The 15,521-nt window shown below is 60.1% G+C and carries 12 protein-coding genes and 1 pseudogene; 8 read left to right on the top strand and 5 right to left on the bottom strand.

Features of this window, described 5'->3' with window-relative positions; all coding sequences use genetic code 11:
- Positions 1-14 precede the first annotated feature (14 nt).
- Positions 15-1,160, bottom strand: a pseudogene (locus ACPJW8_RS17765) (IS3 family transposase).
- 250 nt (positions 1,161-1,410) lie between these two features.
- On the opposite strand from ACPJW8_RS17765, the gene ACPJW8_RS17760 reads away from it, so the two are divergent.
- From ACPJW8_RS17760 to ACPJW8_RS17750, 3 genes are all read left to right on the top strand, one after another.
- Positions 1,411-1,572, top strand: coding sequence for a hypothetical protein (locus tag ACPJW8_RS17760; RefSeq protein ID WP_330189017.1), 162 nt, complete (start codon positions 1,411-1,413; stop codon positions 1,570-1,572).
- A 330-nt stretch (positions 1,573-1,902) separates the two neighbouring features.
- On the top strand, positions 1,903-2,805 hold the full coding sequence (locus ACPJW8_RS17755) for an aKG-HExxH-type peptide beta-hydroxylase (protein WP_330189018.1): 903 nt from the start codon (positions 1,903-1,905) through the stop codon (positions 2,803-2,805).
- Positions 2,806-2,924: 119 nt separating this feature from the next.
- Positions 2,925-3,302 carry a hypothetical protein gene (locus ACPJW8_RS17750; protein WP_330194519.1) on the top strand — a complete coding sequence of 126 codons (378 nt, stop codon included), beginning with the start codon at positions 2,925-2,927 and terminating at the stop codon, positions 3,300-3,302.
- Between the two features lie 8 nt (positions 3,303-3,310).
- Here ACPJW8_RS17750 and ACPJW8_RS17745 read toward each other — a convergent pair whose 3' ends face one another.
- The gene (locus ACPJW8_RS17745) at positions 3,311-4,639 is read right to left on the bottom strand and encodes an ISL3 family transposase (RefSeq protein WP_330194132.1); all 1,329 of its coding nucleotides are present in this window, start codon (positions 4,637-4,639) and stop codon (positions 3,311-3,313) included.
- Between the two features lie 101 nt (positions 4,640-4,740).
- Between ACPJW8_RS17745 and ACPJW8_RS17740 the strand changes: the two genes are divergently transcribed.
- The 4 genes from ACPJW8_RS17740 (at position 4,741) to ACPJW8_RS17725 (ending at position 8,563) form a co-directional block, all read left to right on the top strand.
- Positions 4,741-5,508, top strand: coding sequence for a hypothetical protein (locus ACPJW8_RS17740; RefSeq protein WP_330194304.1), 768 nt, complete (start codon positions 4,741-4,743; stop codon positions 5,506-5,508).
- Positions 5,509-5,511: 3 nt separating this feature from the next.
- Entirely contained in the window at positions 5,512-6,738 is a 1,227-nt protein-coding gene (locus tag ACPJW8_RS17735; protein ID WP_330189020.1) for an MFS transporter, read from the top strand.
- 153 nt (positions 6,739-6,891) lie between these two features.
- Complete coding sequence (locus ACPJW8_RS17730) at positions 6,892-7,689, top strand: methyltransferase domain-containing protein (protein ID WP_330189021.1); 798 nt, start codon at positions 6,892-6,894, stop codon at positions 7,687-7,689.
- Between the two features lie 250 nt (positions 7,690-7,939).
- Positions 7,940-8,563, top strand: a complete 624-nt coding sequence (locus tag ACPJW8_RS17725; protein ID WP_425256372.1) for a DUF3560 domain-containing protein — start codon at positions 7,940-7,942, stop codon at positions 8,561-8,563.
- Between the two features lie 124 nt (positions 8,564-8,687).
- Here ACPJW8_RS17725 and ACPJW8_RS17720 read toward each other — a convergent pair whose 3' ends face one another.
- Positions 8,688-9,533, bottom strand: coding sequence for a hypothetical protein (locus tag ACPJW8_RS17720; RefSeq protein ID WP_330189022.1), 846 nt, complete (start codon positions 9,531-9,533; stop codon positions 8,688-8,690).
- A 378-nt stretch (positions 9,534-9,911) separates the two neighbouring features.
- On the bottom strand, positions 9,912-14,315 hold the full coding sequence (locus ACPJW8_RS17715) for a fibronectin type III domain-containing protein (RefSeq protein ID WP_330189023.1): 4,404 nt from the start codon (positions 14,313-14,315) through the stop codon (positions 9,912-9,914).
- A gap of 345 nt (positions 14,316-14,660) precedes the next feature.
- Here ACPJW8_RS17715 and ACPJW8_RS17710 point away from each other — a divergent pair, with 345 nt between their 5' ends.
- On the top strand, positions 14,661-14,924 hold the full coding sequence (locus ACPJW8_RS17710) for a hypothetical protein (RefSeq protein WP_330187707.1): 264 nt from the start codon (positions 14,661-14,663) through the stop codon (positions 14,922-14,924).
- Between the two features lie 92 nt (positions 14,925-15,016).
- Here ACPJW8_RS17710 and ACPJW8_RS17705 read toward each other — a convergent pair whose 3' ends face one another.
- On the bottom strand, positions 15,017-15,451 hold the full coding sequence (locus ACPJW8_RS17705) for a DoxX family protein (protein WP_330189024.1): 435 nt from the start codon (positions 15,449-15,451) through the stop codon (positions 15,017-15,019).
- Positions 15,452-15,521 lie beyond the last annotated feature (70 nt).

Raw genomic sequence — 15,521 nt, 5'->3', positions numbered from 1 at the left:
TGTTGACTCGGGTCTTAGGCCGCTGTGAGCGCGGTCCGGTTGATTGTTTCATATTCGATGGGCGTGAGTTTTCCCAGCCGTCTTTGCCGCCGCCGGCGGTGGTAGGTCCTTTCGATCCAGGTGGTGATGGCCAGCCGTAGGTCCTGCCTTTTGAGCCATCGCTGACGGTCCAGGACGTTCTTCTGCGGCAGCGAGAAGAACGATTCCATCGCGGCGTTGTCCGCGCACGCACCGACCCTGCCCATCGGGCCGGTGAGCCCGTGGTGCCGGAGGGATTCGACGAACCGGCGTGAGCGGAACTGGGACCCGCGGTCGGAGTGCACCACCGTCCCTTCCGGGCGACGTGCCCGGACTGCGTTCTCCAGCGCGGACACTGCGAGCGAGGACTTCATCCGGGCGTCCATCGCGTAGCCGACGATCCTGCCGGAGTAGACGTCCTTCACCGCGCAGAGGTAGAGCTTCCCTTCTTCGGTGGGGTGCTCGGTGATGTCTGTCAGCCACAGTTCGTTCGGCGCCGCGGCGGTGAAGTCCCGCTCCACCAGGTCATCGTGGACCGGTGGCCCCGGTTTCCGGTTCAGACCCCGCTTCTTCGAGAACACTGACCAGATGCCGTGGTCCTTGCAAAGGCGCTGGACCCTGTTCTCGCCCGCCGTGATGCCCTTATCCGGGAGTTCGTCGGCGATGAAACGGTACCCAAACGCCGGATCGTCGGCGTGGATGTCCAGCGCGGCGTTAACCAGGTGCGCATCGATCCAGTCCCGTTCCGTCACCGGGTTCGCCTTCCACCGGTAGTAGCCTTGCTTACTAAATCCCAACACCCGGCAAGTCACCGCCACGGGAACACCGTCGTGCGTCTTGATCCGTGACCAGCGGGTAGGTCATTTTGGGTTGACGTCCCTTGCCAGATAGGCAGCCGCCCGGCACAGAATCTCGTTCTCCTGCTCCAACAACCGGTTCCGCTTCTTCAACTCCCGCATCTCGGCCGACTCCGCCGCTGCCGGGCCAGCGCCGGATTCTTTGCGTTCGGCGATGGCAATCCAGCGCTTCAGCGTCGTGACTGACAGCCCGAAATCCTTCGCAATCTGCGCCAAAGGCGCCTCGCCCTTACGGGCCACATCAATAACATCCTGGCGGAACTCCGCCCCATACGCCGTGGGCATGGTCAACATCCTTCCACGAGCACAAGCTCGCTAGATCAAGGAGTCAACAAAACCGGGGGCAGTCCCCTCGCTCCGTTTCGGATTTGCGTGACAAGAAGAAACCCATCCCATAAGCACTCTACTTTCTCGACATTTCTTGTAAATAAACCTACAAGTACTGTCAGAATTCATTGACAACGGTCGTCAGCGCCGCTTATCTTGTTGTAGTCGACTACCGCGGCTAACTCACATATGCAAAAGGAGCAGCAACATGTCCGTAGAGACTCTCGAAACCTACGAACTCGGCCTCGCCGAGGCACTTGAAGAAATGATGAAGAGTGAGCCGGCCGAAGTTGAAGAGCCAACAGTCACTACGACGCCGATGGGGGCTGGCCAGATCGCCTGGTACGTCGCTTACAGCACCGCAGAGTAACTTCTGCCCCGTGTCACTGACGTCGACGGACAGGAACCTAACCACTGCGAGGAATTTGTCTTCCTACTCCGAAGGCCGGCGTAGCCGAAGCGGATGGAGTGATCGATAAATTTCTCACATTGCTTGTCGACGTCAGTGACACTCCGGCTGCAATCCAGAATCTTTGCATAAGTGAAATGAATTAAGTGAAATGAATACCGAACCGCCAACACTGGCTTGGCGAGCTCCAAAGTACTTCAGCAACCGGACTTGCCCAGGTAAGACGGAAATCGAAAACGAGAGACGCTCCACATGACGGACATTCAGAACTTGCGGCATCAGAGTGTAGAAGTGGACATCGATCCAAAGTGGACAGCCGCCCTCCTTCGTCACCACGTTCGCGCAATGGAAGCGGCAGCTAGGAGCGCTAGTGACAGCGACAAATTACGCCTCTTGGCTCTCGACCCCGAAGTTACCTGGCTGGTGACGAGCGTCCGAGGAAGCAGAGCACTAACCGATGAGGAAAAGGCCACGGTCAGGGATCGTGCGAACGCTTCGCTGCACAACGCAGCCAAACGTCCGCGCATTGTCACGAAACAGAACTACACCACCTTCGACCGCGAGGCAGTAGTAATCCTGGAAGCTTCCGCTGACGGCGACGCAACCCTTAGAAAAATGTCAATTGCCGAGGACTGCAACGGCCAGTTGGCTGAGCGAGTGGTAGGTGCGCTTGAGATCTTGACCCGCGTTTGGCCCGCTGCAGCCGTCGAGTTGCAACTACTGATCGAACGCATAATCATCCTGAAAGACACTGAACTCACCGCCACCCACGACCAGTTGTTTGGTGTCTTGTTCTTGGGGGAGAACTACATGGAGTCCCTCCCCAGAACGGTAGAGGCACTCCTTCATGAAACCAGCCATCACTCCATGTTCCTGCGCTTGTGGTTGCAGGACTACGTTTCCAACCCCGACGATTTGGTTCACCATGCGCTCCGTAAAGACCCGCGCCCGATCTCAGGTACGCTGCATGCCGCCTTCGTACTATGGCGGATGCATTACGGCCTACACCGCTGGGCCGAGGTGGAGAACCTTCCGGCAGATCACGAGGTGAGCCTAATTCGTGACTCCGATCGAGAGAAGCTTGTCGCTACATTGGGAACTCTTGCAGATCGGGCGGAGTGGACGACAGCGGGCCGTACACTCTTTGATTCTATGGCACGGGGTACCGTGTCCTCCGTTGTTTCTCCCGCCTAAGGCAGATCTTCAGTTCGCGTTTCCTGCCGCCGCGTAGGTCTCAGAGTAAGCTGCTCCGATTGCAGGTTCTAAATATTTCAAACAACGCCAATGAGAATCTCTTCTAAAGGGTGTAAGCCATGACCACGACGCTTGAGCACAACACAGACGTTCCCCACCTTGCGACTGGTATTCGTCGTCTACTCGACGAATTTGCCAAAGTTCAATCAAACGATTTCGTGCTGATCGCCTACACCCCCGATAGCAGAATATACAGCGCACATCTCGCTGTGACTTTGCGTCAAGCAGGCATCAGGCACGTGGCGGTGGTAATGACTCCGCTCATCGACCCGGGTTTTCATGGGCGGCTTGAATTAGTGCTGCCCGACCCGCAGTCGTTCAGCGGGAACTTAGTGGTTCTAACTCTTGAGAAGGACACGATGTCACACTTCGACGTCCTGACGCCGCTCTTTCGACTTTATGGGCTCTTCGCGGTTCGTGGGGAAATGCATCCCTGAGATAAGCGTCATGCCGCCGTCCGGACGGCACTTCTCAAGAGAATAACCGATTTGTAGTTGCTTGGGTTGCGATACCCGCGGGCGGTGCGTTTGATGTTTTTTATGGCGGTGTTGTTGGCCTCGACCTTGCCTGTCGTGGCGCCGGTGATGATGAGTACTTCGATCTCCTGCCACCAGCGGCAGACGGTGCGGTAGAGCCTGTTTGTTTCCGGCCGTGCGGCAGCTTTGACCAGTTCCTCCAGGTGTTCTTTCGCTGTGGCGGCGTCCTCCAGGGAGCCGGTGCGCAGCAGGGCCCTGAGTTGTTCCTTGACTTTCCATACGGCTTGGAGGGTGCCGGTCGGATCGTCGGCGGCGAACACGTCTTCCAGCTTGAGGGCGGCCCTGCAGCTGAGCGTGTCGCCGCCGCGAAGGAGGAGCATGCGGTGCGCCCAGGCCTTGTCGACGGCCCTGCCGCGGCGGCCCTTGACCTGCTGGGAGAGGTTCTGCCGGGTCTCGGTCATTGCCTGGTTGGCCAGCGAGATCAGGTGGAAGTGATCGACCGCGACGGCGGTGCGGGGAAGCCACATCCGCAGCGCTTTCCGGAACGCCGCCGACGGGTCGATCGCGACGACCTGCACTCCCAGGCGCCACTCCAGGGGACGGACGAACAGCCAGTCCCCGACGCCCTTGTGGTCCCGGCCGTCGACCACGCCAAGGACCTGGCCGGTGTCCAGGTCAACGATCGTTGTCATCCAGGGTTCGAACCGTGTCCACGCCTTCGTGGCGGGGTCCTGGAAGTAGCGCACGGACCGGAACCGGTGTTCATCGATGCCCAGCATCCGGGGGCTGAGTTTGTCCACGTCCGGCAGCCTGAGCAGGCAGGCCTCATTCAGTGCCGCCCGGACCATCCACCAGGAAACGGCGAAGCCGGCAGCCGTGTCCGACACGGCCCTGCCGGAGCGGATGACCGCGTCCACGAGCTGGTCCCGGAGCCGGCCGGTGGAGCGGGCCCGGCGCGGGACCTGAGGGGTGGATTCAAAGAACGACAGCCGGTCGCAGGCCACTTCTTGGCAATACCAGCGGTACTTGGACCAGAGCACCTCCACCGGCCCGGCAACCGGAATGTCCCTCAGTCGCTGAAAGCGCCGTTCCTTCCGCCGGGAGGAGATGACTCCGCAGCTGGGGCACCCCGGCGGCTGGTCGGTTTCAACGATGACCTGCCGACAGCCGGCAGTGACGGTGGTGGAGACTACGTGGTAGTCGGGCAGGTTGAAGAGGATGGTGGCAGCGTCGGCTGCGACCCCGGTAGGCTCGTTCAAGGGCTCGTGGTCCTGTTCCAGGTTGAATGCTAGACACACTCATCCCAACAGGGCCACGGGCCCCCTTGTCTTCAACGACACGAACTCAATTCCCCACCAACCGCGAAGAGCCACTTTATGGAGTCGCTCGCACAAGAATCGTGAGAATTATCAGCGCTTCCGACGAACTATTTACGCATGGCCTGGCTCTGACGCCGACCGAGTTGGAAGCTTTGAATGCTACTCTCTTGGATTTTCTTCAAGGGGCTTCAAGAATTCGAGTCCAAACTGATGGTGGGACAGACCTGAACATCACGTTGGACCAGGACAGGTACGAGTGGATCAGCAACCGAGGGAAACTTAGGCCCGGCGCCTTCACTATCCTTCCCGCGGGAGAGATAGCAACCTTCTCAGATGCAATAGAGGGACGTCTGGTCGCTGACGGCGCCCTCAACTGTAATGTCATCACAGAGTTGGACATGCGCCTTGCGGATAACCTGCTCTTCGTAACCATTAGAAACAGCATTGCTACTTCGTTCTCCTGCTCGAGTACCAGTCTTAATACCTTCGTCGAGCAAGCGTTCAAACTGCCGAACGCTCGGAGGATTGGAGAGATAGGTTTCGGAACCAATCAGGCTTTGAAAACTTTCCTGAGCCACAACTCGCACGTGAACGAAAGACACCCCAGCCTGCACATTGGATTCGGGCAGCATAATCAGTCGCTACAGACAGTGCCGTACGAGGCGGATATTCATTTGGACGCGGTGACTCAAGACGCGGTGATCACGATTGAAGGAACAGGCCGGCAACTGCGGCTTTCTGAACTCGTGCCAGATCCGAGCAAGCAACACCCGGCTCTCATGCGAGACGAGGACATCACCGGAGACTGTTGCAGTTCTGGGTGCCGAGTGGTGCGAATAGGACCATAAACGATGGTGTTGGCAGCGCATGATCAGCGTATACACCTTCACACATACCTGTCTGGCAGGTTCTTTGGAGGTGTGTCTGGTGCGTCGACTGACGTACTCATTCCGCTCATTGCAGTGCTTTCCTTGGATGCGGATACGACACAGGTAGGAATTCTGGCTGCAGTCACACTTGTGACGAGTCTCATTTTTCGGTACCCGGCGGGAAGCTGGGCGGACGGCAGGCAAAAACAAATTCCGCTTCAAGTCCGCACTTACATTGTCACTGCGCTGCTTGGTGTAACGATTCCCATCCTGTGGATCACAGATCTGCTAACGCTTCCCGTCCTACTGATCTGGGTAGCGGTCTATACCCTGATCCAAACGCTGTCCTCAGCGCTTGGACATGGCGTGATCAATGACCTGACGACCCAGGATGAGCGGGTCACGGCCGTTGGCAAACTGCAGAGTCTCACGGCATCGAGCGCGGTGGTCGGACAAGCCGGGGGTCCTGGGCTTACGGCTCTATTTGCACCCCCATTCGCTTTACTCATGACATCACTTACGTCGTGCGTTGCTGCAATTCAGATATCTCGTGTCCAAGTTTTCGAAGTTGGGTCAGAGAGCCGACCAGTAGACGAAGGCGAGAAAGCACCAGCGAACGTAGCGAGCATAATCAGTTCACTGGTGAAGGATCTTGACGTCTGGCTAATGTGGGCAGTGTCCTGTGTAAGCGCCTTCATCGTCCCCGTGACGCTCATTTTTTTCATCGATGGTCTTGATATTCAACCAGCACTTATAGGCATCCTGATAGCTACTGGTGCTGTCGGTGGAATCGCTGGGGGTTTACTTACCGGAAGGGCCTATGAGCGGCTCGGCCACGCCATGACTTCTGCACTTGGGTGCATTCTCACGAGCATCGCAGCGGTTCCGCTCCTGTTCGTGACGCCCGGTACGTTCTGGGCCTACTTGAGTATCGTATGGTTCGAGCTTGGCACAGCTCTCGGAGGCACCTTGCTCGTCGGGGCGACCTTTGGGGCGCTTCAAATGAGAACGAAACGAACAGAGATCAGCCGGACGATTTCTACGGCCAGCATCGGGCTGGAAATATTTGGTCTCGCCGGCATAGCACTTGGTGCGGCAGTTGCTTCCGCATTTCCAGCGACTTCTATCTTCGGGGCTTTCAGTTGTGCCGCGCTTAGCTTGGCTGTGATCGGCTTCATCTCTGCCATCATGCGAAGACGGCACCAATGAGCAGTTCCTCCAGGCCCTGTCCCGTACCGTCCCAAGTATTTACCCACGGCACTCTATGTGATACAGGATCCGCCAGACAATTCCGCTTCTCGGGAATTTGTCACATTCCAAGAATCAATGAGGTCCATGTTGCAAAGGAGAAAGATTCCTGAGATGAATGATTTCGATGCCACTAAAGACTTTTGGTTCCCATATGCAGACTTACTAGGCCCTGCCTACGCTGCACACTCTCGCGGCGTACTCGGATCCGTTCGATTCGAAGTCGTCACCCGGCAGCTCACGAATCACTTTCAGGGCGAGAATTTCGCAGTACTGGATATCGGCGGAGGTTTCGGGGAGCAAGCTACTCGACTCGCATTTGCAGGGCATGATGTAACCGTTCTCGACCCCGATGCAGCAATGTTAGACATGGCGCGTGAAACGGCAAAAGACGTCACCTTAAAGGCTACCGCAGGAACGATTTCCTTCGTGCAAGCGGATGGTCTCAGCGCTTCAACTGTTTTCACTGAGAAGTTCGACCTCGTTTGCCTGCACAGCGTCCTGATGTATCTCGAAAATCCCTTTGAGATGCTTCGTGCCGCTCGAAATTCCCTACGGCCAGGAGGACTACTATCCATCCTTTCCGTTAATCCTCATTCCACTGCCATGCGACCTGCAATGCAGAGGAATTGGACCGAAGCTCTAGCTACCTTGAGAGCCGACAGCCCTGCTCCTGAACACTACTTGCCAACCCGGCCTCACTCACGGGAGCACGTCATGTCGATTTTGTCCGAACTGGACGTCGACATACTCGACTGGTTCGGTGTAAGAATGTTCACTGATCACCTCAGAGACGACACCATCGAAGCCAGTGACCTCCCATCAGTCTGTGATCTTGAATATGAGGCCAGTGGCCGATCGCCCTACAGGGACATTGCCCGTTTATACCATTTGATAGCTCGAACACATTAGGTAAGCTTCCGCCCTCGTCTTACGAGATGCTTTCGAAGCGCCGACACCGTCATACATGCGGAAAAAGATGGCTGGATCGTAACCGCTATTCCAAGCCCCGAGCGCGTCAAGGGGAGCCGGAGTTCCCATTCATCCTTGACCGCAACCAACGGGAAACCTGGGACTTTGAGATGGGTCTTGACCGGCTTCAGTACCGCGGAGCCATTTCTCCTATGAGGCCGGCAACGCAGCCCGCCGCGACCTTGACTGCTTGCCGCCTGACGGGGAACCCATGAAGGTAGGCCACCATTCAGAAGGCCGGCACCGGGCCGCACTCGCCCGCGCGGACAGGAGTATGCGCGCTGTCTCCCACGCTTACGCTGAAACCAAGGAAGTCCAGGCCCGGGCAGGTACCGCTACCTACACCACCGGCGCACGCTACAACCCGGTCACGGTTTACAACCGCATAGAAAAATTGGCTGCCGATATCCGCCGCATCGAACGCGAAATCGTGGCTGAATTCTGGGACAACGACGGAAAATTCCGCGGACCCACCGAGGCTGAGCAGGCCGCCCGCGCCAAACGCAAAGCACCCCGACTGGCCGAACTCAAAGACCAGCTCGAATACTGGAACGCCGTCAGGGCCGAACAGATCGCGACAGGGAAGACCAATAATTACAGCAAAGAAACCATCAAAAAAGGCGACGCCGTTAAGGTACGCCGCCGCTGGTACGTCGTCGCCCGCGCCAACACCAAAACCGTCTCCCTTAAAACCGAACACAGCTGGACCGACACGATCCCCTACGCCGAAATCCAGGGCCACAAGACAGCCGAGGAGTTGGCAGCTGCCAAGATGGCCAACGAAGAATCGGAAGCGGAAAACGTAGCCAGCTAAAGTGCGGATCTGATGTGTGGCCCGGAAGTATCTGGGCCACACATTCCCTGAAGCCACAACGAAAGACCAGGAACTGGTGGACCTCCAGATAGGAACCAACCAGGGGTGAGTGGATTCACCCAGCTCACAGCCCGGTGGACGGGTCCAAAGTTGTGAAGCCGCCAAGTGGTTCGATGCCGCTGAACAAGGCCATGTTTTCCAGATTATTGCGGGTGAAAAGCTCCGTGTAGATCATCCTCTTCTGCAGGGACGGTCGCTGCCCCGCCATAGTGAATGCAGCCCAGGCTTGAACTTCGGGGTCAATCCCTACTCCGGTCAGGTCGGCTTCGATAGCGAAGCGTGAGACCGCTTTGCTTGTGGTGAAGCGGCCTATTACGAGCTCGTCAACAATGTGATGGTAGGGCTTCACTGACTCGTCGAAAGTAGCCGTCACGCCGCCTGGCAGGCGCAGACGGATTCGATGGGCTCCGACTCGCCCTAACCCAACGTGCAGGCTGCGGTGCCGATCAGTGCGAGCAAGTTCATGGATCCAATAGAAGAGGTTGCTCTCCGGCCCATAAGGAGACTGATAAGGCTGTGCCGCCTCAAGTTTGTCCAGAATGTCTTCAGGGACGCCGGACAACCGCTTGCGTTGGCTTGCATACTCCTTCGCCGTCGAGCAGATCGGGTACTGGATTCGTTCAGCTAGGGGAGGAGGGTTTTGCCCCGTGGCTGCTGCAACCCACGCATAGAGACCGTTATCCAGGGCTGCGCGAATTGTCGCCAGCCAATCGCTGAACGCCAGCGATATCTGCACAGGTGCTTGCTCGCGCGTGACGGCCAAGATTTCAAATGTCGTCGGCGTAACGTTCCGGACATCGATGTCCCAGGGGTGATGGGAGATGTACTGCGCCCAGGATTCACCAAATTCTCGGCGCTTAGATTCGGCGCGGTCCAGCCGCGCGAAGGCGAAATCAAAGAGTTGCTGCATGGCCCAACCATAAAGGTCGTCAAGAAAATTCTCTGTTTGAGTTTGGACGTCGGAGTTGGCTTTCTAGATGCTGCCTCTGCGTGAAGCGCCCGGTTAACTGCGATCAGCTGCCCGGGTTTTCCTATCGTTCACTTCCCGTAGAAAAAGGTCAGCCAGGTTTAGCCAGTCACTGACAGGGAGCTCAGAGCCCAGTCCTCAAGGAACTCCTCGGGCGTGAAGTCGTGAGGTTCGGGTCGATGCCTTCTGACCGGAGATTTTTAAAGGGGGACATCGACCTGGGAACCCGAAAAATGATGTTCCGGGGCTGACACAGCTGCGACGCAAAGGGGTGTCCTTCCGCCATCTGCGGAAGGACACCCCTTTGCTGGTGCGGGAAGGCTAGCCGGCCCGCGTGTAGGCGATGTCCGGCATGGCCGGCGTCTCCATGCCCACGCCCAGGTAGAAGCCCGGGTGCGGCGGCTGGTTGTAGCTTACGTTTTCGCGGGCCACGGAGAGCCGGTACACGGGATCGTGCATCAGCGTCCGCAGGCGCACATCAGTGCCCGACGCCGAGGTGTAGATCCGCAGTTCCGTGCTGTCCGCGGACGGCCAGGCAATTTCCTCCCGCCAGTCACCGAGGAGGTCCGCCTGGATGGCGGGGGTGCCCTTGGTGCCGTTGTTGGACTTGGCGCCGGTGGCCGTCAGCAGCCGGTCGCTGCTTCCGGTGTTCCAGTTCCACTTGGAGATGCTGGGCACGCCGGTGTTGGCGGCGGCATCCCAGTCGTGGTCCACGATCTCGCGGAGCAGGTCACCGTCCCACCAGGCCAGGAAGTTGGCTGCCGGGATGGTGTTGCTGAGCAGCTCGCCCTTGGCCGAGCGGAGCTCCCCGGTGGGGGAGTTCCAGGCGGCGTCGCCGCCCACGGCCCAGCCTTCAGCACCAAGGTGGCGCGGATCGATATCGCCTGCTGCGGCACGGCCGGTGTCCCTGGGGGCGGGGATGCTCCACAGCACCTCGCCGGTGGCAGCGTCCCGGAAGGTGGCACCGAGGAAGCCGCTCTTGCCCATGTCCTCATGGGCAGCGAAGGTTTCCAGGCCCGGGCGGCTGGGGTCCAGGTCGCTGGTGTGGATGGCGTCGCCGTGGCCCAGGCCCGTGTTGTAGAGCGGCTGGCCGTTGTCATCGATGGTCATGGAACCGAAGATGAACTCGTCCTTGCCGTCCGCGTCCACGTCTGCCACGGACATATTGTGGTTGCCCTGGCCGGCATACTGTTCGCCGGCCACGTTGGAATCGAAGATCCAGCGCTTGGTGATCTTGCCGTTGACCAGGTCGTAGGCTGCCAGCACCGTGCGGGTGTAGTAGCCACGGCTGAACATCATGGAGGGCCGTTCGCCATCCAGGTAGGCCACCGCGCCCAGGAACCTGTCCACGCGGTTGCCGTAGGTGTCGCCCCAGCTGCCAACGTCACCGCGGGCGGGCTCGTAGGCAACGGTGTCCATGATGGTTCCGGTGGCGCCATGGAAGACCGTCAGGTATTCCGGGCCTGTCAGGACGTAGCCGCTGCTGTTCCGGTAGTCCGCATTGGCGTTGCCGACCACGGTACCGGCAGCATCACGCGTGCCGTCGGCCGTCTTCATCGCAATCTCGGCCTTGCCGTCGCCGTCGTAGTCGTACGCCAGGACCTGTGTGTAGTGGGCGCCAGCGCGGATGTTCTGGCCCATGTTGATGCGCCAGAGCTTGGTGCCGTCCATCTTGTAGGCATCGATGTATACCAGGCCCGTGTACCCTGCCTGCGAGTTGTCCCTGGCGTTGGACGGGTACCACATCTGGATGACCTCGTACTGGCCGTCGCCGTCCACGTCCGCCACGGTGGCGTCACCGGCCGAGTAGCTGTAGGGCTGCCCGTCCTTGGTGTAATCGTTGGCCGGCTTGTCCAGCTTGATGGAGAGGTAGTCGCCGGTCATCGGGGTGAACTCAGCGGTCAGCTGGTCCGCACCGTTGCCCACTGCCTTGATGACGTACTTCGAGGCAGCAGTGCCTTCGGCATCCAGGAAGCTGGTGGTATCCCGGATGGGGTCAACGGTGAGCTGGACGCCGTCACGGATCACATGGAAGCCGATGCTCTGGGGATCGCGGCCCAGCATCCGCCAGCCCAGGCGGACACCGCCGTCGGTGACCATGGCCACCGGTGCGCGGTCCAAGGCTTCCATCTGCCGGTTCAATACAGTGACCCGGTCCGTGGCCGCAACCGGTGAAGGAGCGGACTCGCCGCCGGCGCTGATGGCGGTGACGCGGTAGTAGTACTTGATGGTGGTCAGCACCGTGTGGTCGGTGAAGTCAACCTCCCCGGAACGGCCAACGTAGGAGAACGTGCCGTTTGCCGACGTCGAACGGTACACGTGGTAAGCCGTGGCGCCGGTGGATTTCTGCCATTTCAGGCTGACGCTGGTCTTCTCGATGCCCTTGATGTCCACCTTGGCCGGTGCTGCCGGAACGGCCACGGACGGATCAGTCAGGGCCACTTCGGCAGTGTTGGACGGGACGGACTCCAGGCCGGTGCTGTCGACGGCGGTGACATGGTATTTGTACGGCAGGCCGGCGAACGCGGTGGTATCCGTGTATTCGGCGGCAGTGACGTTTTCCGCCACCAGTTGGGGTGAGGACTCGAAAGAGGCCTGGCGGAACACCTTGTAGGAGGCCGCATCAGCGAGGGCGTCCCAGGCAAGGGAGACCGACGGCGGGGTGGCCTTTGCGTCCACAGCGGTGGAGCGCAGGTTGGTGGGTCCGATCAGCAGCGGGGTGACTTCCAGGCCGTTGAGGCGCTGGCCGGATCCGCTGATGCCAAGGTTCAGCTGGCCATCAGTGACCAGGACCTGGTTGATGATTTTGGTGTTGGAGTTGGCGCGGCTGGAGGTGACTGTTCCATAGGGCCGGCCTTCTGCGGAGACATCGGTCCTGGTGGAGCCGATCCAGTCGCTGTGATAGGTCTTCAGCGCATAGGTGCCGTTGGGTACGTCCAGCGCGAACTCGAAGGTGTTGCCGCTGAGCACAAAGTCGCGCAGCAGGTTGGTGGTCACGGCGCCGCGGTCGCGGTCCGAGAGGACGGAGGTGTCCTTGAAGCCGTACCCCCGCTCCGTCGAGTAGGCCATGGTGCGGTTGACCTCGGTGTAGCCGGGTTCCAGGGGCGAGCCCACCGGGCCGAAATCGAACTTGTATTTGGCCTGCTTGGTGGTCAGCGCCAGGGCGTCGCTGAATTCGGAGAGGCCCTTGCCGTTCATGGCCGCCACGCGGACGTTGTATCCGGTGCCCTCTGCCAGGCCGTTGAGGTTCACCGTGGGAACGGTGGATGTGGTGGCCAGTTTGTAGGCGGAGTCCGGCTCGGACGCCAGTTTCCGGTAGATCTTGTAGATGTCCGCGCCTTCCACGGCGTCCCACTTGAGCAGGGCGCCGGCGTTGGAAATGCTGCCGGCCACCAGCCCCTGCGGCTTGGCAGGAACGGCCGACGGCGGCACGACGTCAAGGACGCGGCTGGCCAGCGGAACGCTGAGCTGCTTTACGCCGCCCGCTACGAGGCGGGCGATCTGGATGGCGCCGTACTCCTGGAAGTGGGTGTCGTCCACGGTGCCGTTGGGCCGTCCCGGGTAGACGCCGGCGTCCACGTGCAGGAAGACGGATTTGGCTTCTTCCGGGCCGATTTCGTTGTAGTACGCGCGGCTGGAGGCGGACAGGTCAACGAGCTGGACGTTCTCCTCTGTGGCGAGCTCCTGCATCTTGGCCACGTAGTCCGGGAAGCTGACCCGGAACTGTCCGGTGGCGGCGTCGAAATCGCGGCGTCCCACGGGGGTGACAAGGATGGGGGTTGCTCCGCGCTGGCGGGCTCCGTGGACGTAGGTCCGGAGGTATTCCTTGTAGTCGGCGGGGGAGGCGTAGCGGTCATCGACGCCGATGGTGGCGTCGTTGTGGCCGAACTGGACCATAAGGTAGTCGCCCGGGTTGATCACGCGGAGGATTTCATCGAGGCGGCCCTGGCTGATGAAGTTCTTGGAGCTGCGGCCACCGATTGCGTGGTTGTGGACGGCAACCTTGTCATCCAGGTAGCGGTCGATCATCTGGCCCCAGCCGGCCTGCGGTTCGAAGGCAACGTCATAGGTCTGGACGGTGGAATCGCCGGCCAGGTAGACGCCGGGATCGGTAGTGGCTGTGCGCGGTGCGCGGGCGGTGATCACCAGTGAGTTGATTTTGGCGGCCGTGCCGGAGAAGTCCAGGTTGAGCTGCCCGTCCACCAGGGAGATGGGGAATTCCATGTCCAGGTACTGGCCGGCCGGCTTGTCCGTGAGCTGGACCTTGGCCATTTTCTCGGCCGTGATGGCGATGTTGGTGGCTTCGGTGGCGTCACCTGCCACTACTTTGACGGTGTAGTCGCCGTTGGGCAGGTCCGCGAGGAAGGTGGTGCCCTGGGCCTGGACGAAGTCACTGCGCAGGGCATCTGCGGTGCCGCGGTCCACTCCGGCCGTGACGGCTGTGTCAGTGAATCCGAAGGTGGCTGCGGCGGAATAGGCGGTTCCGGCGTCGACCCTGGTGTACCCGTCAGCCAGTGCGCCGGGGCCGAAGTCGAAGCGGAAGCCCGATCCGGCGGGCGGAAGTGCAGTGTCCGCGTGGACCACGGGGACGCCGGTGAAGGCGATGGCGGCAGAGGCCGCTCCTGCCGTCAGGACGCGGGCAGTCCGGGACAGCCTGCGGGGTTTGGGAGAGGCGTTCGACGGCGGTTGGGGCACCGCGCCTGCCTGCTCGGGGGGATAACTCACGTGCATCTCCTTTGATGGCGATGACGCCGGGTCGCTATCTCGAAACGGCTTGTAACGATTCAAAATGAGCGAAGCAGCGTGCTGTGTGATGAGGTGTGTTTGCGCTCACATTCTTACACCCCTTGAGTTCGCAAGCAAACAATTTCCGGGTATTAATGTGCGTTTCTGTTGCTACTTGTGGGTAATAAGGGCCGCGCTGTTCCTGGCTGGAGGTGCGCCCATCTGGGGAGTTCTGTATGGGGACTTGTGTCCATCGACGGCGGCGCGTGGCCGGGATAGCTTTGTCTCAACAACCCGGCCGGATGGTTGGGAATCAGGGCAGTAACTACTTGAAGGAGATACATCATGGCTATTTGGGGTGCAGATGTTGCAGAACTCAAGAAGCTCGGAACCAAGCTGAAGGCCGGTTCCGCTGAGATCGAGAAGCAGAAGTCGACGCTGACCAAGGTTCTCGCCGGCACCGACTGGAAGGGCCCGGACGCTGACCGCTTCCGCAACGAGTGGAACGGCCAGCACGTTTCCTCCCTCGCCAAGGTTGCCCAGGCCCTCGAGGACGCCGGCCAGCAGGCCACCAAGAACGCTGCTGAGCAGGAAAAGGCCTCACACTAAGAGCCCTCAAAACTGCAGGCCCGGACACGTCACGTGTCCGGGCCTGCAGTGCGTTAATGGCGCGGTGGTTCCGGGTGCGGATGCCCGCGGTATCAGGCCAGGGCGTGGAGCCTGGAGCTCCGGCGGCCGAAGAGCGCGTTGTCCACGGAGAACTTTCCGGCTCCGGCCAGGGCGAGTGCCAGCGCTCCGGCGCCGAGGATCAGGACCAGCTCGTAGCCGCCTTCGGCCGCAAAAACGCCGGCGGGAGCGTGGACGAGGAAGAGTGCGCCCAGCATGTTCAGTGCCAGGAGTGCGCCGGCGACGCGGGTGAAGATGCCCAGGATCAGGGCAATGCCGCCCACGAGCTCCAGGGTGGCGATGATGGGGGCGGCAATCTCTGCGGCGGGGACGCCCATCTGGGCGAAGGAAGCCTGGGTGCCGGCAATGGTGAACTGGTTGAACTTCTGCCAGCCATGCGCGAGGAAAACGAAGCCGAGGGCGATGCGCAGGACGGCAAGGGCGGTGGCAGTCATGGGTGTCTTGTTCATGGTTCCAGTCTTGCGGGGATTAGTTGAAGTGTCAACTAAACTGGGAGTTGTTTGTCGCCCCGCTACGCTG

The organism is Pseudarthrobacter sp. J47 (assembly GCF_049810315.1).
In the GTDB taxonomy this organism is placed as follows: domain Bacteria; phylum Actinomycetota; class Actinomycetes; order Actinomycetales; family Micrococcaceae; genus Arthrobacter.
Note: the sequence above shows the minus strand (reverse complement) of the source record. Positions and strands in the feature narration are given on the sequence as shown.

Coding starts and splice junctions, on each gene's coding strand:
- ACPJW8_RS17750 (WP_330194519.1), top strand. CDS start 2,925: ATGACCACGACGCTTGAGCACAACACAGACGTTCCCCACCTTGCGACT.
- ACPJW8_RS17760 (WP_330189017.1), top strand. CDS start 1,411: ATGTCCGTAGAGACTCTCGAAACCTACGAACTCGGCCTCGCCGAGGCA.
- ACPJW8_RS17735 (WP_330189020.1), top strand. CDS start 5,512: ATGGTGTTGGCAGCGCATGATCAGCGTATACACCTTCACACATACCTG.
- ACPJW8_RS17720 (WP_330189022.1), bottom strand. CDS start 9,533: ATGCAGCAACTCTTTGATTTCGCCTTCGCGCGGCTGGACCGCGCCGAA.
- ACPJW8_RS17730 (WP_330189021.1), top strand. CDS start 6,892: ATGAATGATTTCGATGCCACTAAAGACTTTTGGTTCCCATATGCAGAC.
- ACPJW8_RS17710 (WP_330187707.1), top strand. CDS start 14,661: ATGGCTATTTGGGGTGCAGATGTTGCAGAACTCAAGAAGCTCGGAACC.
- ACPJW8_RS17705 (WP_330189024.1), bottom strand. CDS start 15,451: ATGAACAAGACACCCATGACTGCCACCGCCCTTGCCGTCCTGCGCATC.